Origin of the sequence: Desulforhopalus sp. (assembly GCA_030247675.1) — a bacterium.
Lineage (GTDB): Bacteria > Desulfobacterota > Desulfobulbia > Desulfobulbales > Desulfocapsaceae > Desulforhopalus_A.
In genome coordinates this window covers 153,991-175,596 of record JAOTRX010000008.1, presented here as the reverse complement: position 1 = coordinate 175,596, position 21,606 = coordinate 153,991, and the positions used below count along the sequence as shown (strand labels likewise).

16 protein-coding genes are annotated in these 21,606 nt (G+C 53.9%); 7 read left to right on the top strand and 9 right to left on the bottom strand.

Annotated features, from left to right (window positions below):
* Positions 1-321: 321 nt before the first annotated feature.
* Both OEL83_16945 and OEL83_16940 read left to right on the top strand, forming a co-directional pair.
* Positions 322-1,143 carry a glycerophosphodiester phosphodiesterase family protein gene (locus OEL83_16945; protein ID MDK9708732.1) on the top strand — a complete coding sequence of 274 codons (822 nt, stop codon included), beginning with the start codon at positions 322-324 and terminating at the stop codon, positions 1,141-1,143.
* A 367-nt stretch (positions 1,144-1,510) separates the two neighbouring features.
* Entirely contained in the window at positions 1,511-2,761 is a 1,251-nt protein-coding gene (locus OEL83_16940) for a serine hydroxymethyltransferase (GenBank protein MDK9708731.1), read from the top strand.
* 88 nt (positions 2,762-2,849) lie between these two features.
* On the opposite strand, the gene asnB (OEL83_16935) is transcribed toward OEL83_16940, so the two are convergent.
* The 5 genes from asnB (OEL83_16935) to OEL83_16915 form a co-directional block, all read right to left on the bottom strand.
* Positions 2,850-4,715, bottom strand: a complete 1,866-nt coding sequence (asnB, locus tag OEL83_16935; GenBank protein ID MDK9708730.1) for an asparagine synthase (glutamine-hydrolyzing) — start codon at positions 4,713-4,715, stop codon at positions 2,850-2,852.
* Positions 4,716-4,726: 11 nt separating this feature from the next.
* Entirely contained in the window at positions 4,727-6,250 is a 1,524-nt protein-coding gene (locus OEL83_16930; protein MDK9708729.1) for an FAD-dependent oxidoreductase, read from the bottom strand.
* An 88-nt stretch (positions 6,251-6,338) separates the two neighbouring features.
* A complete protein-coding gene (locus OEL83_16925; GenBank protein ID MDK9708728.1) occupies positions 6,339-7,337 on the bottom strand; it encodes an NAD-dependent epimerase/dehydratase family protein in 999 nt (332 codons plus the stop codon).
* A 3-nt stretch (positions 7,338-7,340) separates the two neighbouring features.
* On the bottom strand, positions 7,341-9,218 hold the full coding sequence (gene asnB / locus OEL83_16920; GenBank protein ID MDK9708727.1) for an asparagine synthase (glutamine-hydrolyzing): 1,878 nt from the start codon (positions 9,216-9,218) through the stop codon (positions 7,341-7,343).
* 48 nt (positions 9,219-9,266) lie between these two features.
* Positions 9,267-10,454: a glycosyltransferase family 4 protein gene (locus OEL83_16915; protein ID MDK9708726.1), complete on the bottom strand. Its 1,188-nt coding sequence runs from the start codon at positions 10,452-10,454 to the stop codon at positions 9,267-9,269.
* Between the two features lie 419 nt (positions 10,455-10,873).
* On the opposite strand from OEL83_16915, the gene OEL83_16910 reads away from it, so the two are divergent.
* Complete coding sequence (locus tag OEL83_16910) at positions 10,874-11,680, top strand: hypothetical protein (protein ID MDK9708725.1); 807 nt, start codon at positions 10,874-10,876, stop codon at positions 11,678-11,680.
* Positions 11,681-11,761: 81 nt separating this feature from the next.
* On the opposite strand, the gene OEL83_16905 is transcribed toward OEL83_16910, so the two are convergent.
* The gene (locus OEL83_16905) at positions 11,762-12,112 is read right to left on the bottom strand and encodes a hypothetical protein (protein ID MDK9708724.1); all 351 of its coding nucleotides are present in this window, start codon (positions 12,110-12,112) and stop codon (positions 11,762-11,764) included.
* Positions 12,113-12,344: 232 nt separating this feature from the next.
* Here OEL83_16905 and OEL83_16900 point away from each other — a divergent pair, with 232 nt between their 5' ends.
* Positions 12,345-15,251, top strand: coding sequence for a transporter substrate-binding domain-containing protein (locus tag OEL83_16900; GenBank protein ID MDK9708723.1), 2,907 nt, complete (start codon positions 12,345-12,347; stop codon positions 15,249-15,251).
* A gap of 54 nt (positions 15,252-15,305) precedes the next feature.
* On the opposite strand, the gene OEL83_16895 is transcribed toward OEL83_16900, so the two are convergent.
* Both OEL83_16895 and OEL83_16890 read right to left on the bottom strand, forming a co-directional pair.
* Positions 15,306-15,977, bottom strand: coding sequence for a thiamine diphosphokinase (locus tag OEL83_16895; protein MDK9708722.1), 672 nt, complete (start codon positions 15,975-15,977; stop codon positions 15,306-15,308).
* Between the two features lie 8 nt (positions 15,978-15,985).
* Positions 15,986-17,059, bottom strand: coding sequence for a bile acid:sodium symporter (locus OEL83_16890; GenBank protein ID MDK9708721.1), 1,074 nt, complete (start codon positions 17,057-17,059; stop codon positions 15,986-15,988).
* 322 nt (positions 17,060-17,381) lie between these two features.
* Between OEL83_16890 and OEL83_16885 the strand changes: the two genes are divergently transcribed.
* Positions 17,382-19,010, top strand: a complete 1,629-nt coding sequence (locus OEL83_16885; protein MDK9708720.1) for a HEAT repeat domain-containing protein — start codon at positions 17,382-17,384, stop codon at positions 19,008-19,010.
* On the opposite strand, the gene OEL83_16880 is transcribed toward OEL83_16885, so the two are convergent.
* Positions 18,994-19,794 (bottom strand): histidinol-phosphatase, encoded by an 801-nt coding sequence (locus tag OEL83_16880; GenBank protein ID MDK9708719.1) that lies wholly within the window; start codon positions 19,792-19,794, stop codon positions 18,994-18,996. The genes OEL83_16885 and OEL83_16880 overlap by 17 nt on opposite strands.
* 116 nt (positions 19,795-19,910) lie before the next feature.
* Between OEL83_16880 and OEL83_16875 the strand changes: the two genes are divergently transcribed.
* The gene (locus OEL83_16875) at positions 19,911-20,087 is read left to right on the top strand and encodes a hypothetical protein (GenBank protein ID MDK9708718.1); all 177 of its coding nucleotides are present in this window, start codon (positions 19,911-19,913) and stop codon (positions 20,085-20,087) included.
* Positions 20,088-20,563: 476 nt separating this feature from the next.
* Complete coding sequence (locus OEL83_16870) at positions 20,564-21,532, top strand: YkgJ family cysteine cluster protein (protein MDK9708717.1); 969 nt, start codon at positions 20,564-20,566, stop codon at positions 21,530-21,532.
* The last annotated feature ends 74 nt before the right edge of the window (positions 21,533-21,606 follow it).

Genomic DNA, 21,606 nt, shown 5'->3' with positions numbered 1-21,606 from the left:
AAAGGATTGGCAGAATTAAGTAATTACCGCAAGATCTGTTCGGTCCGAGGTCGATTGTGGTCTGTTTTTTAACCAGATTACCCGGAAAATGCAAGGCCGACTTCGCGCTACGGAGGCAGGTTTGCCCGTGGACTGAGAAGAGCTCTTGATATAATGGGGTAATTCGCCCCGCAGATTGTTCTGGCAGACAAGTATTCACACCATTGTCCTTGCAACACTGCCGAGAGAAATCTATAGTTGCTGGTCGTCAGGTGTCGAGCAGCAAAATGCCATTACCGGACATCTGTTTATAAACATCACCTTTTCTTTCGCTGGTCTGCCATGACATTCTTTACAAATTTTACTTCGACCGCACTTATTGCCGCCCATCGCGGCAACAGGGCGAGACGTCCAGAAAACACCTTCTCAGCCTTTGCCGCCAGTGTAGGTTGCTGCCATTTCATCGAACTGGATATCCAAATGAGCAGGGATGGCGTGCCGGTGGTTATTCACGATTCCAGCCTCGAACGGACCAGTAATGCCAAAAGCCTGTATCGGGAAATCGGTGTGCAATCTCTTGAGGTCAGCGACTGGACCCTTGCACAGCTGAAAACCCTTGATGTCGGCTCATGGTTTCTAGCCGCAGACCCTTTCGCCACTATCGCTGGAAAAATAGTATCCCCGGAAGAAATCCGCCGCGGCCTTCCCGAGAAGATCATGACTCTGCAAGAAGTCCTTCTTCACCCCGCCCTGCGCGATCTCCCGATAAATGTCGAAATTAAAGATCACAAAGGGAAAGAGCAGCACAAGCAGGTGACCGAGACTGTCATGCAGGTGATACAACAAACCGGCTCTGTCGAGCGGGTGCTGATCTCCTCCTTTAATCACGACTATCTGGTGCTTGCCAAGTCGTTTGCCAAAGAGATCGCCACTGGGGTCCTGCAAAGTCACGCCCACCCTCCTAACCTCCTTGAGTATCTCCGGAGCCTTGGCGCTGCGGCCTACCATCCTTCGGATAGCCTGGTTGATGCCGCCGTCATCGGGGAATTACGGTCGGCGGGATTTGCGGTCAATGTCTATACGGTGAATTTAAAGCAGCGGCAAAAAGACCTGTTTGCCATGGGTGCCACCGCGGTATTTACGGATTTTCCTGACCTTTTCTAAGGTGCTTTAGGTGGTCGGCAATTTTTCCGGGATAACAGGGTTAGTGAACCACTGTTCTTTTGCATCGCGCACACTTTCTGCTGTTCAACAACGATTGTTTTTATTATAGTTGGTGCCTCATCAAGCGCGGGTGCCGCTAAGAAATTGCCCGATTATGGTTATCTAATTTGAGGACGGCTTTGGCAGTATTGCTGAAGGTGCATGTGTCCTCTCCCCAGGTGCTTCAAAAGAGCGCAGTAGGGTGATTTGCCCCTCAGAAATTCAATTGTTGTTTTGGTAATGCTTGTTCAAAAAGCATTTCGATTGTATCGGCATTGGCCAGGGAGTTCCAGGCCTTGCCTAATTATATGCGTAATGGAGAGAAAAAATGGAAAGTGTTAAAGACTTCGATCCGGAAATTTATACCCTGGTGCAACAGGAAGAAAGGCGCCAGTCTGATAAGATTCGCATGATCGCTTCCGAGAATTATGTGTCGTTGGCGGTTCTTCAGACCACCGGATCGGTTCTTACCAATAAATACTCTGAGGGATATCCCGGGAAGAGGTACTACGAGGGGCAACAGTTCATCGATCAGGTTGAGCAATTGGCGATTGACCGGGCCAAGGCCCTGTTCGGGGCAGAGCATGTCAATGTCCAGCCGTACTCGGGATCTCCTGCCAACCTGGCGACATATTTGGCATTTCTCAACCCTGGTGATACTATCCTCGGCATGGCGCTGCCTCATGGCGGACATCTAACCCACGGGGCGCAGGTGTCTATTTCCGGAAAATATTTCAATGCCCAGTCTTATGAACTGGACCCGGTGAGCGGATTGCTCAATTACGATGCCGTTCGTGAGAAGGCCCTGGCGGTCCGCCCGAAGATCCTCATTGCCGGGCACTCGGCCTACCCGAGGATTCTCGATTTCGCTAAATTTAGAGCCATCGCCGATGAAGTCGGCGCCCTCCTGATGGTCGATATGGCCCATTTTGCCGGACTTGTAGCTGGTGGTGCCCATCCTTCCCCGGTTCCCTACGCTGATGTGGTCACCACCACCACCCATAAGTCCCTCCGGGGGCCGCGCGGGGCGATGATACTCTGCAAGGCAAAGTACGCCCAAGCCATCGATAAAGCAGTCTTTCCCGGTATTCAGGGTGGGCCGCACGACAATACCACGGCGGCAATAGCCGTGGCCCTCAAGGAGGCGGCAACCGACGGCTTCAAGGCCTATGCCAGGCAGGTTGTCAAGAATGCCAAAGTCCTCGCTGAGGCCCTGATGGCCAAGGGTTTCACCCTCATCACCAATGGTACCGACAACCATCTCATGCTGGTTGACCTCACCAACAAAAATATCTCCGGCAAGACGGCGGCCAAGGCCCTTGATAAGGCCGGCATTGTCCTCAACTGCAACGCCATTCCCTTTGACAAGCGCAAACCGTATGATCCGAGCGGCATTCGCATGGGCACGCCGGCTCTTACTTCACGGGGCTTTAAGGAAAAAGAGATGCTTCTGGTGAGCGACTTTATCAACAGGGTTATTGCCGATCCGGAAAATCAACTCCTTCTCGCCGGCATTGCTGGTGAGGTTAAAGATCTGTGCAGCAAATTCCCCGCACCTGGCCTCGAACATCTCGCATAGACCAGCAGTCAGGTAGTTCTTGAGTCCGGTCGATTACTGGGAGATGGTCGCATAACCGCCATCTCCCATCTTCAGTTGGAAATCCTTTTCAGTCAAGATTGTGGCGCAGCCACATCTCTAGAACGGCCAGGGTCCAAAGCCGGTGCGAGTTGTTGCGCCGCTTGCTGAGATGGTCGTTGATGAGTTCGGCGATGTATGCCGGTCGGAAAAGGCCTCGCCGGCTAATCGTATCGCCCGAGACGAAATCGAGAACCATCTCCTTGACCTGCCGGTCGTCTCTGATCCAGTTCTTTAGCGGAATACTGTGGCCGAGTTTGTCCTTGCGGTAGATGATGGTATCAGGCAGAACGCCCTCCATGGTCTTCTTGAAGATATATTTGGTGTCGAACCAGCCTTTGATCTTCATGGCTGAGGGCATCTGGGCGCAAAATTCCACCAGCTTATGATCAAGGAGGGGATAGCGGACCTTGACGCCGAACCGCCGGATCAAATCGTTACGGCGCAGGTAGAAGTCGACAACCGTCTGATAATCGCTGTACAGACTGCGGGATAAGGCATCTCCATCGGTCATTTCGCCGTTGATGGTGAGAATATCTCTTAAGAGTTCTTGCCATCTCAGGCCGTTTGCAAAGGAAGCGCTGGAGAGTTTGCCGAGATCTTCGGCGTCGTAATAGATCCGCCAGCGGTGGGAAAGCAAGTCCTTGGGATAGGCAAGGCTTTCCGAGAAGCGCTTCAGCTTGACGGGAAGGCTCTTCTTCTGGTCGGAATCGGGCAGCAGTCTAAAGACGGATAGCAGCGGCGCAAGGAGAGGGCGCGGCAGCGCGTCGAAATAGCCGGCGATTTTATCCGCCTCATATACCGGATGCCCGGCGAAGAGCTCGTCGCCGCCATCGCCGGTGAGCACCAGAGAACAGCCGTTTTTCGAGGCATTCAGGCCGAGGAGGTAGGTGGCGATATTAATGCCGACATCGCAAAACGGCTCATTCATCGCCTTTACCACATCGGGCATGAGCAGCACCTCGCTGCTGCCGTATTCGCATTCGTGGTGTTCGCTGCGAACAAAATCGGACATGGCCCTGGCATAGTGCGACTCGTCAAATGAGGCGGCCCGGCAGCGATAGGAAAAGGTCTTAAGGGCAACACCCCTTTCGCCGCTCAGGGCAAGCACCGTGCTCGAATCCATGCCGCCGCTGAGAAAGACCCCGGCCCGGTCGTTTGCTCCGAGGCAGGAGGATACCGCTCGGCGTAGGTGGTCGAGTAGCTGGTGCCGTACCTCCTCTTCAGAAAGGGAGCATGGAGAAAAGGTCAACTTCCAATAGCGATGCAGGTCGAGGGGCTGATCGATGGCTATCTTCAGGCGGTGGGCAGCGGGCAGACGTTTTACACCTTGCAGCAGGGTGTCGGTGCCAGGGTTGTAGTTAAAAAGGAGGACCTTGGCAACCGCATCGCGCTGAAGGGCTGGACCCTCTCCGGACATTCGTAATACCCCCTTGATCGTCGAAGAAAAGGCGATATAGCCCTTGCCGACACTGTAATACAGCGGCTCGATGCCAAACCGGTCCCGGTACAGCAGCAAAGTGCTCTGCCGGGCATCATACAGGGCGATGGCGAAGGGCCCGCTCAGCGCGTCGACAAAGGACTCGCCGTGCTGCAGATACAGGTTGAGTACCAGCTCGGCGTCGCCCTGACCGTCTGTATCGCCTTGCAGCCCCAGCTCTGACCGCAGGGATTGCCGGTTGTAGATGCTGCCTCTGCAGCAAACCACCAGACGACCGTCAGGAGAAACGCACGGCGGCGCAGGATGATCGCCGGCGATTTCCCTATCGATTATCTCTGACAACAGGTAGCTGTCATTTTCAAAGGCAATCTTGTTAGAACTGACCGATGCGGCGGCAGCGAGGAGCTCGGCCGTTGCGGCAGTTTTGGCGGCGGTCAGAAATAATCCGGATATCATGGCTCAACTCCTCAATGCAGCTTGTTTTTTCTTTGCTGTTGGCTCTGGGGTTCAAGGGCCAGGGGCTGCAGGGCAGCGGTACATTTTTTCAGTTCTTTGGCAGCTTTGTCCGCTTCAAAGCCCAGGGAGGCGGATGCGGCTGCCAGGGCGGCCGGGTCGCCGTCTTCCCAGAGGGTCGTGCGGCGAAGGACGAGGTCATCAAGATGGACGATAGAGTTGTCCTCGCGCCTGGCCCAATCGATCTGTTGGGAGAGGCTGGTGCCGACTGCGAAGGCATTGTCACCGAGGATCGGCATGGCTGAGGGTGTTGCCAGGAGACCGGGTTTTTTCTTGCCGATCATTCCCCAGATTTTCTCGGCGACCAGGCGGGCGGTGGTGAATTTGATCCCGCCGACGCTGTACAAGCCCTCCGGCCCACCTTTGGCACCGTGATCGATGATGACTTCCCTTTTGGTCAGGACATTGCTGCCTTCGGCTGCGGCCGGCAAAAGACCGGCAAAGACGCGATGTACTTCACCCATGGTCAGGTTGACTCCGGGGATGGCCTGATTGATTTCCTCAATGAAATTAGCCAGCTGAGCCTGGGTTGGCATCGGCTTGTCGGGCCCGCGCAGCCACGGCTCATGGCCGCAGCCGGCAAATATCCGGCCTTTCCATGGGGTGACGAAGAGCAGGCGGCTGCCGGGGGCCTTGCCCTGCACCGCCAAGGCGTATGTCGACAAGGCTGGCCGGTTGAAGGAGACGTTCCAGGCAAGAGAAGGGATAAACAGCGACCCGTTATCATCGGCCAGTCCGGACACCATCTTCCGGGACCAGGGGCCGCAGCTGTTGATGACGATTGGTGCCTTGAATTCGTGGTTTTCCGCGGTCTCCCGGTCTACCGCCATGACCCCCTTGATGGTGCCGTGGGAGGTAGTCAAAAGGGATTGGGCGCGACAGTAGTTGATGGCCGTTGTGCCGGTGTGGCAGGCATAACGGAGAAGTTCCATGACCAGCAGCTGGGAATCGGGCATGCAGGCGTCGTACCAAAGGGCACTGCCCTGCAGGCCTTGCATATTGGCGAGGGGAAAAATCTTCTTGGTCTCGGCGGCATCGACGATGGACCCGGCGGGCAGTTGGTGGCTGGGGTCGAGGTCCTTGTTGCGGTCAAGGGACAGCAGGTGATTGGCGAGAAGGGCCATGCGGAAGACCGCCGGTCTCTTCATGCCCCGGCCGTAAAGAGGCATCAGGCAGGGCAGGGGATGGACCTGTTTCGGGGTATGTTTCAGAAACCAGGTCCTCTCGGCCACCGATTCCTTGAAGCGGTGCAGGTCGAGGGATTGCAGATACCTCAGGCCGCCATGGATAATCTTTAGGCTGTTGAAACTGGTGTATTCGCCGAAGTCGCCCTTTTCGAGCAGGAGGGACTTGAGGCCCCGCCTTCCCGCTTCAAGGGCGAGGGTGATACCATAGATACCGCCACCGATGATGATGACGTCATATTCCTTTGCGGCGGCGGCGCGCGAGTTACGTGCTGTCTGGAGTGTTGGTGCCAAAGTGCTGTTTCCTTCGTTTTGCGTTTACTAAAGCTGCAGACCGGGCATTTCGGTCCGGTCGGCAGCACCAAGTATAATACTGGCCAACCTATCGATCTTGCCGATTGCCAAGAAAGCCGTTGTCACGATACCAAAGGGCGGTCTTGCTGAGCCCGGTGGTCAGGTCATAGCGGGGCTGGTAGCCGAGCAGCCTTTTCGCCTTTTCTATGGAAAAGGCTCGATCTTTCGAGAAAAACTCCACTCGTCGGGGATAAAGTGGCGGGCTGACGCCGATCATTTTACAGAGCTTGTCGCAGACCACCGAGGCCCAGTATACCGGGGCAAAGGGGATGCTGAGCTTCGGATGCGGCTTGCCGAGGATGTCGGCAATGGTGTTGACCAGCTCCTTCAAGGTTGTATAGCCGTCCCCGCCGATAGTGAAGACCTCGCCTAGGGCGGCCGGGTGGTTGCCGCAGAGGATGATGCCGTCGATGAGGTCGTCGATGTAGGTCATGTGGTACAACACTTTGCCCGAGCCGATCATGAGAAAGACCCCTTTGTCCACCGACTTGAACAGCTTGAGGAAGCGGGTGTCGCCCGGACCATAGATGCCCACCGGGCGGAACACGGTGCCGGGCAGGCCATCTTTAAAAGCTTGGCGGGCCAGCAGTTCGCCGTCAAGCTTTGATTCCTGGTAGTGGTCACCCGGCTGGAAACGGTAGTCTTCCGCCGCCGGCGGGTCGTTTATCTCGCCTTGGACGCCGACCGTCGAGCAGTGGATAAAACGTTCAACCCCTTTTGCCTTGGCTACTTCCAACAGGATCCGCGTCGCCTCGACATTGACCTGGCGAAACTCATCGGTTGTGCTGCCCTCGGCCCGGTAGGCGGCGGCAATGTGATAGACCTTGCTGATATTGTCGAATCCGGCAAAGACCTCCTGCCGGTTACATATGTCGACAACCTTGCACTTGACGCCGAGATCCTGCAGTTCTTTGGTCCTGCTGGTTGGCCTGACGAAGGCGACGACGTTGTGGTCGTCCCTGATCAGCCGCCGGCACAGCGCCGAGCCGGTGAAGCCGGTTGCCCCGGTTACCAGTATATCTCCCATATCTTATTGTCCTTTAAGCCATTTTCTCCTCCAGGCCTGAAACATGATCAGGGCCCAAAGCTGGTGGCTATGATTTTCTTTTCCGGATAGATGCTCGTTTTTCAACTGGTGGATCCGCTGCCAGTTGAAGAGTCCCTGTTCTTTAATATCTTTTTCCGCCAGAAGGTCGTCCATGACCGGCCGGAGGGTGTCTTTCAGCCAATGCTTGATGGGGATGCTGAATCCCTCCTTGGGGCGGTACACGCATTCCGCCGGGATATGCCGTGCCGCCACCTTTTTCAACAGGACCTTGGTGGTATTGCCGGAAACCTTGAGGTGTGGGGGGATGGCAAAGGCCAACGCCACCAGTTCCGGGTCAAGATAAGGCACCCGGGTCTCAAGGCTTACCGCCATTGACATGCGGTCGACCTTGGTGAGGATGTTGTCGGAGAGATAGCTCTTGGTATCGACATACAGACACTTGTTGAGGGGGTCGCGATTGCCCGCCTTGGTAAGGAGGCGGACGATATGATCGTCGACCGGCGTCGTAAGCGATTGTGCCGCTTCGTCGGTAAAGAGCAGAGCCTGCTGCGCCTGGCTGGTAAACAGCCGCCAGCGGCAATGACTGAGACCCTCCGGCAGGGCGGCACCTTCAAAGAAGCGCTTGGCCTTGTTGATCAGGCCCTTCTTCGCCGGGCGCGGGGGCAGGGCGCGAAACAGCGGTTCCACCAGGTTGCGGCGGATGGCGGCAGGCAGGCAGGCGTACTGGGCGGCGCGCTGCTCGGCAATATAGCTTTCATAGCCGCCGAACAGTTCGTCGCCGCCGTCGCCGCTCAGGGCGACTGTGACATTCTTTCTCGCCACCGCCGAAACCAGATAGGTTGGGAATATGGAGAAATCGGCGATGGGATCGTCCATGAAATGCACCAGGCGGCCGAAGAGCTCGCCGATATCGGGGGCGAGGATCTCGTCGTGGTGATCGACGCCAAGATGGGCGGCGACGGTACGGGCCCAGGTCAGCTCGTTATAGGACGGGTCGTCAAAGCCGATGCTGAAGGTCTTGGCCGGGCCCATGGCCGCCACCACCAGCGACGAATCGACACCCCCTGACAGAAAGGCGCCGAGGGGGACGTCACTGACCAGCTGGCGGCTGACGCAGGTTTTAAGGAGGGCATCCACCCGGTCCTGCCATTCGTTATCGGTCAGGATGTTGACAGGAGCCTCCGGGATGTCCCAATACTCGCGCGGCTGTACCGCAATGGCCCGCAGGTCGATGGCCATGAAATGGGCAGGTGGCAGTTTCTTGATAGATTGCAGCAGGGTCTGACTGCCGGGGACGTATTCCCAAGCGAGGAACTGGCCGAGTCCATCGACGTCGAGCTTTCTGTCCACCAAGCCCGAGGCGAGGAGCACCTTGATCTCCGAGCCGAAAACCAGGTACCTGCCGTCAAAGGCGTAGTACAAGGGTTTGATACCGATATGATCGCGGGCTAGCAGCACCCTGCGGCGCCTTGTATCGTGCAGGGCGATGGCGAACATGCCGTTCAGTTTGGTCGGGAAATTGTCGCCATACTCCTCGTAGCCGTGGACAATGACCTCGGTGTCGCTATGGGTCCGGAAGATGTGGCCCCGGCCTTCCAAATCGTTGCGCAGTTCCATGTAGTTATAGATTTCGCCGTTAAAGACACAGTGAATTGACCGGTCTTCGTTGTAGATCGGCTGGCTGCCGCCGGTAAGATCGATGATCGACAGTCGCCGCATGCCAAGGGCAACGCCATCCTTGATGATGCTGCCCTCCTCGTCCGGCCCGCGATGGAGCATGGCGCCGCACATGGCCTGTATCTGCTCGGGGCTGGGGGCGGGGTTGTTGTTACAGGCAAGTATTCCGGCTATTCCACACATTTTGTCAAAGTCTTTAATTGGTGTTGCTGAAGGTCCCGTTTACCACCTTCAGACCCGTGGATGGTTTTCAATGTGGGCAAACAGCCTGGCCATCTTGTCGAGATAGATGGTTTTAGCGTATTTTTCGTTGTACAGGCGCTGGGCCTGGACTGCCTTGTCCTTGCCGGTTTGTCCAGTTGCCAGGGCGAGACCCTCGGCCATCGCTTCCGGGGTCGGTTCAACCAGGAAGGCCACACTGTCATCGAGCACCTGGGTGTGGGAATAGATGCGGGTGGCCACCAGAGGAATGCCGCTGGCAATCTGCTCGTAGATCTTCAGCGGGGTGTTGGTGCCATGCTTTCTCGGGGAGACGAGGATCGTTGCCTGGGAGCTGTAATATTTCGCTGAGGCCTGACTGACCTGGCCGGTAAACAGGCAGTTGTCGCTTATGCCGTTCTCGTCCGCCAGGTCAGTATATTTCTTGACCTGCTGCGGGTTGCCGCCAACGACTACCAGCTTGTAGCCTGGAAATTTTTCGGCAAAGAGCCGAAAAGCGGGCACCAGGATATCAATGCCCTGATAGGGTTCAAGGGTCCCGGCATAGACGATGTATTTGCCATCTGCCGGCAGCTGTACACCGTCTTTTATTGTCTTCTGATCAGGTTCAGCGGTTGTATCGGCCAGCTGGATCGGTTCGAAGATGGAATTTTCGATGAGAAAGTGTTTACTCGGATTGTTGAGGAGTTTATTGACGTAGTCAGCCAGATCAGGACAGATGGTGATGACCCCGTCGGCCTTTTTCAGGCAGGAATCCTCCAGCCATTTAAAGATGCCGACCAGCAGTTTCGATTTGGTAAACTCAAAGTTGCTCAACTGCTGGGGCAGACTGGAGTGCATATCGTACACCAGCTTGTAGCCGAATATCGGCTTGAGAAACCGGCAGAAGAACACCGCCTCTTCATGGGCGTGGACCACATCATACTTTTCGGTCAGCAGCATTCCTATGGTGTAGCAGACGATGAAACAATCAAGAAAGAGCTTGAAGATCGACGGGCCTACCTTGATACCGCCGAATTTTGCAAATCCAGGGATACGAACCAGTTTTAGGCCGGGGATTGCCACATCCTTGCCTTGTCCATAGGTCAGCAGGTCGATGGAGTGACCCAGCTGGGCGGTGACAAGTGATCGGTAGTAAACGCTGAATGGCGTTCCTCTTGGGGTAAAAAAGGGTTGGGGGGCAATGACCAGAACCTTCATCTTGCTGTTCTCATAGAAATGTGCATGTTAACTGCCTGAAAAACCTCTGGGAAGACTCGCTCAAACCTGCTTCCTGAAATATCGCAGATCCAAAGCGGCAGACCTCTGCAGAGACCTTGCTTGATATCGCGAGGGCTCGTAACAGCGGCCAACGGCTGCAGGCGATATTGTTGCCCGGAGGGCAGGGGGAGAGATCGATAATATAAAATACTTGCATCTGAGAAATGTTGGGCGTATCTATTGCAACTCATATCGTATGACCTATTTGGCCAAGATACATCCGAGACCCGATAAGCGCAAGGGAGTTGCTTTCATGAAGTACAAAAATTTTTACTAATCTCGACTAATAGGCGAGATTAGTGTCATGGAGATTGTTATTGCCAAAGCAAGAAATAATTTCCCTAAAAAAGAGGTGGTAGATGATATTTTTTGATGCACATGTGCATATTCAGGCGAGGTTTGATCTCGACCGGTTTTTTTTCGCGGCATTGACCAATTTCGATAAGCAGCGGCTGGATTCGGCACAGCAGACGGCCGGTACCTACTTTCTGCTGCTCACCGAGGCGAAGTTTCTTGACTTCTTCACCGTACTCCGTGAGGAGGCCGGGCAGCGGACGGCGCTTCTGCCTTCTGCCTGGACAGTAGAGGCAACCGCCGAGCCGGAGTCGCTGCTGCTGCGCCATGCAGCATGGCCTGGGGTTCGTTTGTTTGTGGTTGCTGGGAGGCAACTGGTGGCCAAAGAACGGCTGGAGGTTCTGGCTCTCGCCACCACTGCCAAGATAGGCGACGGCAAAGCTCTGGTTGATACCGTAAACGAGGTGCGGGATGCTGGCGGCTTGGCGGTGTTGCCCTGGGGGGCCGGAAAATGGCTGGGAAAACGGGGGGGGATCGTCAGCGATTTTCTCCAGAATGCCTCAGCCGCTTCGCTTTTTGTCGGCGACAACGGCGGGAGGCCGAAAATTTGGCCGCGGCCGGCCCCCTTTGATTTGGCGGCCAGCCGGGGCATTCGATTGTTGCCGGGGAGTGATCCCTTGCCGCTGCCGGGAGAAGAGAAGCGGGTTGGCAGCTATGGTGCTATGGTGGCCGGCGGCTGCTCCGATGACAAGCCGGTGGCCGACCTGAAAAATCTCTTGAGTGAGAGCACTCAGCCTATCACTCCCTTTGGTCACAGGCAGGGGGCCTGGCAGTTTTTGCGTACCCAGGTTGGCCTGCGCCTGGCTAAGTAAGGGATTTGCCAGGGCAAATCCCTTAGACAACGAATCGTAATCAAAGACCCGAACTGTGTTCAGGTCTTTGATGTATTTCCTCTAATTATAAATAGCCATGAGCTGGCCGGCTTTAATGGTCAGAATAAGGGTTGATACCTCAGCCAGCTTCAGGCTGGGATAGGTGAACGTCGCCCCGTTCTCATTGTTGACCAGAATATCCCAGTTTTCAGCCTTTTCCTTGCGCGATACGTGGACATTCATCTTTTCTTTATTGGGGATGGTGTCAACCGTCAGTATCTCGTCGCCCCACTCGTTCTGCGAGGCGGGACTGACATACAGGTCAATAATCTCGAAACCGGTTTTATTGATCAAGGTGAATTTGTAGTCGCTCGCTGCCGCAAAACCGGCCAGATGAAAAAAGACGAGAAGTGTATAAAGTACTGTTTTCATAAATAATGTATCTCCTTGTGCATGAATTGTGGTAAAGGTACTTCTCCCCTTTTGGGCCGGGGAGTAATATTTCCGGCCAGTATTACCCTATTTCGTATGGTTTGTCGAACAGGTCTCGTTTTCTCGGATTGTCCCGACAATGGAAATAGTCCTGAGTGGCTTTGCAAATACCTTGGCCTTTAAGTACAATAAGAGCATCAATCGCTCGTCTCGAACCCGCTAAGGCAGATACATGAAAAATACCCGGATATCACAATATTTTAATAAGATATCAACTGTTTTGAGTGTTTTTGCTGTTGTTCTTGTCGTGTCCTGGCTGCAGGGCATGCCTGCCCAGGCCACACCTCCGCCGCAGATAAAAATCCTGAAATCGGCCAGTGAGCTCGATTATCCTCCTTTTGCCATAGTTCAGGCGGATGGAACCGCCTCGGGGTTTTCGGTGGAACTCCTTAGGGCTGTGGTTGAGGCGAGCGGTTGTTCGGTTACCTTTAAAGTTGGTCCCTGGCATGAACTGAAGCAGGACCTGGTCCTGCGAAAAATTGATGTTCTGCCGCTCATGTCCTATTCAGTGGAACGTGACAAGATCTACGATTTTACTGCCCCGTATCTGCGAATGAGCGGAGCGATATTTGTCAGGAAGGAAGACTCCCGCATCAATAGCCTTGCCGACTTGATGGACAAGGAAGTCCTGGTCATGCAGGGGGACACAGCACATGAGTATGTTGTCCGGGAAAAGCTGTCCAATACGATTGTACCGACCGGATCCTATGAAGAGGCGTTCAAACTGCTGTCTTCCGGAAAACACGATGCAGTACTTGTTCAACACATTGTTGGCCTGCAGCTGCTGAAAAAATTGCGGATCACCAACGTGCGAACGGTCAATGAAAACACCATTGGATCGCTCAAACCGGCGGCCCTGCAGCTTCGTGGCTTTGAGCAAAAGTTCTGTTTCGCGGTGCCGGAGGGCGAACAGCAGCTGCTGTCACTTCTTAATGAAGGACTTTCCGTTATTTATTTGAACGGTACCTACAATGCCCTCTATGAAAAGTGGTTTGCGCCGATTTTGCCAAGACCGAAAATTCCTTTTCGTGAAACCATTAAACAGGCGCTCTTTATCGCCATCCCGCTGTTACTCGTCCTTTCTCTTCTCGGGGTGTGGTATCTCAGACGTCTGGTTGCCAGGAAGACACGCAAGCTCTATGGGGAAATCAGGCATCGCAAGGAGATTGAAAATCAGCTATCACAAGCCAATGAAAAATATGCCAAGGCCCAGGAAATAGGCAAGGTCGGTAGTTGGGAATACGACCTGCAAACGGAGCAGATCACTGCCTCAACGGAGGCCAAAAGAATTTTTGGCTTCGCTGCCGATACGGCCTCCCTTTCTTTGGCGGAGATTGCCGGTTGTGTTCCAGAGAAGGTTCGAAATCATGTGGTTTGGCGGGAGCTTGTGGAAAGGGGCATACCCTATGAGATCGAATTTGATATCATCGCCAGGAATACCGGCGAACGGCGTACGGTTATCTCCAAGGCCGAATTGGCGAGGGATGATGATGGCAAGCCCCGGAGGGTGATAGGAGTGCTTCAAAATATCACCGAACGGCGGCAGGCCGATGAGAAGCTGAAGATCGCCCAAGAGGAGCTGGAACGCTTATTTGATCTCGTTCCCGACCTGGTATGTATCGCTTCAACGAGTGGCTATCTCATGAAAATCAACAAGGCCTGGAAGGTCACTCTTGGTTTCACCGAGGAGGAGTTGCTCAGCGAACCCTTTGAGAATTTCATCCACCCCGATGATGTTGAACCAACCCGGCTGGAGGTTGCCAGGCAAATAGGCGGGAATACTACTATCAATTTTATTAACCGCTATCGCACCACAGAGGGTTTGTATAAGTGGCTCGAATGGAATGCCACGCCGATGGCTGGGCGATCGCTGTTGTATGCGGTGGCGCGGGACATCACCGAACGGAAACAGGCGGAAGACGAGCGAAGGAATCTGCAGATTCAGCTCCAGCAGGCACAAAAAATGGAGGCCATCGGCACCCTGGCCGGTGGTATTGCCCACGATTTCAACAATATCCTTGGGGCTATCATCGGTTATGCGGAGATGGCCCAGGAAGACTGCCCGCCGGGATCGATGGCCGGCGACGATATCAAACAGGTACTCACCGCCAGCAACCGGGCAAAGGGCCTGGTCCAGCAGATCCTGGCCTTCAGCCGTCAAGCTGAGTTCAAAAAAATCCTGTTGCGGCCGGCCTTGATCATCGGTGAATCGATCAAGATGCTCCGTTCCTCATTGCCGGCGTCCATCGAAATTCACCAGGATATTGACACGGAGGCCGGACCGATTGTTGCTGATCCCACTCAAATCCATCAGATAGTGATGAATCTCTGTACCAACGCCTTTCACGCCATGGAAGGCACCGGCGGTGTCCTCCATGTTTCGCTTGCGACGGAAACAGTGAGCGGTGAACAAACGGCGAGCGAAAGCCATGCCCAGCCGGGGCAGTATGTCAGGCTTTCCGTCCGCGACACCGGTCCGGGAATATCACCGGAAATCAAGGACAAGATCTTTGATCCCTATTTCACCACAAAGGAGGTGGGGAAGGGCACTGGTTTGGGGCTCGCCATGGTGCACGGTATCGCGAAAAATTATGGCGGGTGGGTGTCGTGTGACAGTCAGATGGGTAATGGGGCGATATTTAATGTGTATCTTCCAGTTGATACAGGTGTCGTCCTGGCGGACGACAGTGCTGTCGATGAAATCGTTCGAGGCAGCGAGAGGATTCTTCTTATTGACGATGAGGAGATGTTGGCCGATATGGGCAAGGTGATGCTTTCCCGGCTTGGCTATCAGGTCACTGTTATGACCGATAGTCTCAAGGCACTGGCCATCTTCCGGGACCAGCCGGCAGCCTTTGACGTGGTGATTACCGACCAGACCATGCCCGGCTTGCAGGGCAGCGATCTTGCCCGCAGTATGCTGGAGATCCGTCCCGATCTGCCGATAATTTTGTGCACTGGCTACAGCACGCAGATCACCGAAGAGAGGGCCAGGGCCATCGGTATCAGGGGCTTTGCCCACAAACCCATGACCAGACAAAACATTGCCGCGCTTCTTCGAAAAGTCCTTAGCTCTTAATCCGTCCTCTCGCACATGCTTGTTTTGCGAGGTCTTGCCCAACAGCAAAGACCGTCAACTGGCAGAAACTTCTGCTTTTTCAGATGTGGCGAACAGATGGACGCAGAGGAGTAACCCGCCGGTAAATTCTATTGTTGCCTCCTGATGATGCAGCACATTGCTGACCCCCCACGTCGTCCCGAAGGAAAGACTTGCTGCCTGCAGCGGATAGTCAAAGCCTTGGAGAGTCAGGCCGGTGATGCCGCCCTGCAGGGGTAGTAGTGAAACCCTCTCGCCGGGAAGGCCGCGCAGGGTGAATGGCTTGCCGGGGTGAAGAAGATGCATGGTGCAGTCCGTTTCCGCCACGGAGATGTGCATGGAGTGGTATTTTTCTGCCGCACAAAGCAGGATATTGGCAAGGCTCATGTCCCATCTGCCGCCAAGCCCGCCAATCAGCACCACCTGCCGCGCTCCCTGGAGAAGGGCGAAGTCGAGGGCCAGTTCCAGGTCGGTGGCGTCCTTGCGAGGCGGGTGGCGATGGATGGCTACCTGCTTTTGCAGGTATTTTTCGACGATGGCCGTTGCTGTGGAGTCGAGATCGCCAATGAGCACATTGGGGAGGATGCCCAGGCGTTCACAGGTATTTGACCCGCCATCGGCGGCAATAATAAGTGTGGCTGTGGCAAGAAGACCTGCCAGATTGGGCGGATCGGCCGGTGCGCCGTTGGCGAAGATGATAGTCAGCATGGTCGAGGTTACTCCTTTTTCTCGCGCAGATAACCGACGAGAAAGGCATCCATAATGAGGTGGACGATATGGTGAATGACACAGACCACCAAGGCAATCGCGTAATCGGGGAAAAGCGAGAGCTGCAGCACCACTGATAAGGCTAGAGTTTTCTGGCCGCCCATGAAGACGACGCTTTCCCTTCGGCCTTTATTCATGCCGGCGATGTTTGTGACAAGCAGGGCGATCACTATAGTGATAAGGTGAAAGAAAAACACCACGCCGATGACGGTGCCGAGAGTGTCCAGTTCGGCGACGATGGCGGCCCGGCAGGAGCACATGGCCATCCAGACGATGACCAGGATAGCTATCTGGTTTACGGTTCCAATATGCGGCAAGAGAGGACGGCAGAGCCAGCTTAAATGGTTACGGAGGACAATTCCGCCAAGGAGCGGCAGAAGGACAAAACCGGCGATTTTCAGCATGATCGCCAGCTGGTCAAAGGCCGCGACCCGGATATCATCCCGGGCTCCTGCCAGGAGGTCGAGGCTTACCGGTATTGTCACCACCGCCAAGGCGTTGGCTATAATGGTGATCAGCAGGGCATGGGCCATGTTGCCTCCGGCGCTGCCGGTCATCACCACTCCACTGGAGAGCGTTGAAGGCATGACCGCCACCAGGTAGAGACCGAGGACGATTCCCGTTGCCAGGGGAAGCAGGGCAAAGGCCATGGCCAGGACTGGGGCGATGCCGAATATCAATGCCAGGGCGAGGAGAGTGCCGGGATAATCGGTAAGCCCTTTGCGGATTTGCCTGGCGTCGAGGGCGATACCCGAGAGGAAAAAAATCAGGACAATGGTTGCGTCCGCACCCCGATGTGCCCCCAGCCAGATCCCCGGGGCAACGGACAGGCCGCTGCTGTCGGCGACGGCCAGTACAGCGACGCCGGCAAGACCCAGCATAAACCAATTTTTTCGCGCAAAACCAATCATAACCGGTGACGATACGTTGTAGACGAGTCCAGTTGCCAGACCTGCCGGTCTGGCTGATGCCACTCTGTAAAGCATTGCTGCGACTATACTGGGCGCCTGATAGATATTCAAGGGAGCTTTCCGCCAAGCTTTATGCAAGGTTCCTGTTGTTTGGTAAACGATGGGGTATATTTGGCTTATTGCGGCCAATATCTAAAAGCAATTGATCTTCTTGGCTTTTCTGGGATTTTGTGAAGAAAATTGAGAGAATCATCAATGATGTACGGGAGGAGATTCCCCAGAGCCGGGCTGATTTCATCATGGCAAACGTAGCAAAGGGATTTTTTTTGCAAAATTAGACAACAACCGAATAGCCTGATATGATTTCTCTCGGAGAGGGGAGATGATGTAATAATTGCAAACCGTATATACGCCAAGCGTGAGGGGAACAGGTATGGCTGATGTCAATCCACAAGACATGATTGAAGAGATTCAGGCAAATATTCAAACCGGCGATTCGATGAAAGCCCAGCTCGTTCTGGCACATCTGCGTGATGTTGATCAGAAAACCCGCAATCGTCTGATGTACTTCTTGACCCGCGCAGATGCCGATTTCTCAGTGCCGCTGTTTATATATCTTCTCAAGAATCATCCGGATGTGGCTGACCAGATGCCTATCATTCGTGAAACTCTACTTTCTATTCTTCTCGCCTACCCTGATAAACTCATTGAGTATTTGGCATCTCCGAAAATTACCGACAAAACAGAACTCATAAAGGTAGTGGGTGAACTGCGTCTTGAAGAGGCCACTCCGGTCTTACTTGAGCTGATTGTCGCATCGGAGGACGACGCGGAGATCTTGATGATCATTGAAAGTCTCGGTCTTATCGGTGATCCTGATGCGATAAATACCCTGACGGACTATCTGTATGCCGCCAACCGGCAGCTCATCATCGCCGCGGTTCAGGCTCTCGGACAGGTTGGGACGCCTACGGCTATGCACCGTCTGGCCGAACGGATGGGAACTGACAATGAGATAGATTATCTCATTCTCTCGATCTTTTCCGAGGTTCAGGACCAGATTTCCCTGGAAAAATTAAACGACACCATCCGTTCCCACTATGCCCATATGCGCACCTACGCAAAGTCTGAGCTGGTGCGGATCGGGCCAAAGGCGGTGCCTATTCTCATTGAAAACCTTCTCCACGATGACCCGGATTTTCGCATCCACACCTTAAATGTCTTAGGCGATATTGGCGATGAGTCGGCGGTTATCCCCATCCGTAAACTGCTCAGCAATGAACCGAAGAGCGCCAATGTCCGCTTTGCCGCCTATGAAGCCCTTGCCCTGCTCCCCTTGAAAAAGGGTGCCTATACCCTGACGGCCGGTTTGACCGATCCGGAGGACCATGTCTGTATTGCCGCGGCACGGGCAATTGACCGGAATTTTTCGGCAATTCTTGGCGCCGGCATCAAGAACCTGCTCCGGGGGCCGGAGAAGGACGCCAGGCACATCGCCAAGATTATTGTTAATGGCCAGGTGGATAACGTCTTTATGAACCTTGCCGAAGACGAGGTGTTTGAAAAACTGGCTCTTGAATATCTGCCCCATACCCACAAAGATATCCGGGATCATTATCATAAACTGCTGGTTGACGCGGGCAATACCGAGTTCGCTCAGAAGCTTACCGGTGATGTGGAAGTCAGCGTGCGGCCGAAGATAGTCGCGGTAGATGATTCCAGGATGATTCTCAATATTTACAAGGCTACTCTTCATGAACTGGGTTATGACCCCGTTCTTTTTGAGTTTCCGGCGTCTGCCCTGGAGTGGCTTAAGGCGGAGAAACCTCTCATGGTTCTCACTGATCTCAATATGCCTGACATCACCGGGATTCAACTGACGGAGAAGGTTCGGGAGAAATATCCCGCCAAACTCCTGCCGATTATCATGGTGACAACACAGAATGAAAGTCAGGACAACGAGGCGGCAATGGCCGCCGGGGTCAATACCATCCTGCACAAGCCGTTTAATGTCAAGAGTCTTGGCGAGGCTATGAGTAAGGTGCTCAGGGGAGAAAAGTAGCGGCCTCGGCAAAATAGCGACCAACATCCTCCGGCTTGTGCGCGTCCGAGCCAAGTACCAAAGGAGTCCCCTGGTGCCTGATCATTGCAAGAATGCGGCGGCTGGGGAAGGGTTCGCCGCGCATTGTTATCCCGGATGTGTTTACCTCGATTGCCATGCCCTTGTCGCCTGCGGCAAGGAGCAGCTCTTCTATGGCCGCGTACTGGCTGCTGGTGAGCGGCATAGCAGGGAGATGGCGTAAGGCGCCATCGAGGTGGCAGAGCAGTGTTCCGGGCAGTTGGCGCACGGCTTCAGAGAGGGTTTTGAGATAAAGATCCATGAGAGTTTCCCAGCCAATCTGCTGGGCAAGATGGATGTTGTCTGCTTTTCTGCTGAACAGATTGATGTGGCGGTCAAACTCTGGCACTTTGAGGTAGTGGCATGAGATGCCGATCTGATCCCAGGATCTCCTGGCAAGTCTCGCGCGCAATCCATCTATGGCGTCGGGATTGAAGCCACATTCCACTCCCATACCGATATTGATACGATCACCGTATTTCCCCCGTAATCTTTCCCCTTCCGAGAAAAACACATCAAAATCGGTCTCTGACAGCCAGGTCGTGACAGGACTGATGATCCCTTCCTCCATATGTTCTAAAAAGGTGATTTTGCCGAGGCCTTTAGCGAGTGCGGCCAGGACGTATTCCTCCATGTCACCTATGGCATGTCCACAGAACTTGGTATGGACATGGGTGTCAACATATTGGTCGGGAAGATTCGAGGGATCGATGTGCCGGGATACCATTGCATATTGTAACGGAAAAAAGGCGCAACAACAACTAACGCAACAAAGTTGGCTCGTGAGCTACTTTGCTACGGTCTGAAGCTACAGGTTGAACAAGGTTGTCTGGTGGAACCGGTGTGGATAGATCAGGCGTTTCCCCGAGGGAAAAAATGAAGTACTCCATCAATGTCGGAGGTGTCACAAACGTGCCCGAGTTCGAGCTCAAGGTCAAGATAATCCTCGATGCCTTCAATTCTCAGAAAGAGAGCAGGACCGTTGGGCATGTGATAAACAACGGTGTTTACTCCGGATAAATCTATTGGACGACTGAACAATTTCATGCTGTTAAAGACCTCTCGTGCCGGTTACCCAGCATTAAAAAATAAACAGACTGCAATCAGGCATCAGGACATATACGCAGAAATCAGCAAAACTGCAAGATATTACCGAATAGCCGGGAATGATTCTTGCCAAGGTTTTGCACGGCCTTTACGTAAAGTTCAATGGAATCATTTTCTTGCCCTGCCCGGGTTTTTGTTTATCGGCGGGACGGCAGTGAAATAGGTTTACACAACCAGCGGTGATGTTTATTATGCTGAACTGCTCACAGCAGGCCGTTACCATACAATGGCCTGATCATGGAGATGCCGAGAGATACCGTCTTGTTGGCCCGTTCTCCGGCGATATACGGTTCTCAATAAAAAAAGTAATATATCGCCAGACATGCTTTGCGACTTTAAAACTTTCCCATTCAGTGGGTTCTTCCATAATTTTTAATCAGGTGATGTTAATGAGTAATGAAGGAAATACCTCCAAGGAAAAAACCATCTTTGGAAAAGAAAAAAACCCCTCTTCCATCGTCCCGAGAAAACTTACTCTGGATAGTCCCTTGAAGTTTCGCTGTCATCCTGGAGTGAAGTGCTTTACCGCCTGTTGTGGGGGAATAAAAATTGTTCTGACCCCCTATGACATTCTTCAATTGACCAAGCGGCTGAATCTTCCCGCCCATGAATTTCTTCATCAGTATACCCGTCCGTCCTACCTGGAAAACACCGATATGCCTGGGGTGATGATCAAACTGCGGGAGGATGATAATAAATGTCCGTTCGTAACCCCTGAAGGTTGTACCGTGTACACCGACCGGCCAACCGCTTGCCGCTACTATCCGGTAGGAATGGCCGATTTTCATGAAGGTGGTACCAGGGACGCAGCAGGTAATGAAAGTGTCTCCGAAGAAGAGAAGTTTTTCTTTTTGGTGCGTGAAGACCATTGCAAGGGCTTTGAGGAAGACAAGCAGTGGACCATTCGGGAATGGCGGGCCGACCAGGGCGTTGATGTCCGTGACGAAATGAACAAGGAGTGGTTACGGCTGGTTATGCGCCGCAAGTCGTTCGGTCAGCAGGCGACCTTGTCGGAGCAGGCGAAGCGGATGTTCTTCATGGCCTCGACCGATCTCGCTACCTTTCGAAAATTCGTCTTTGAGAGTTCCTTTCTTGAGGTCTACGAAATTGACGAAGAAACCGTCAAAAAAATTAAGGAAGACGATGTTGAGTTGATGCTTTTTTCCTTCAAATATCTGGCGGCCACCCTTTTTGGCGCACAGGTTCTGAAGATTCGCGAGGAAAAGATTAAGGCGAAGGTTGCCCAGATCAAGGAACGGCAGGACGATAGCGTCAGGCAGTCCATTAAGGAATATGAAGAGTTGAAGGCCGAGGATGAACGGCGAAAGGCCGAAGAAGCAGCACGGAAGAAAAAATAGACGGTCAGCAGGGTAGCAAGAAAAAGGCCTCGTGGGTAATTGCCCACGAGGCCTTTTTTGTTGCCAGCCGTTCA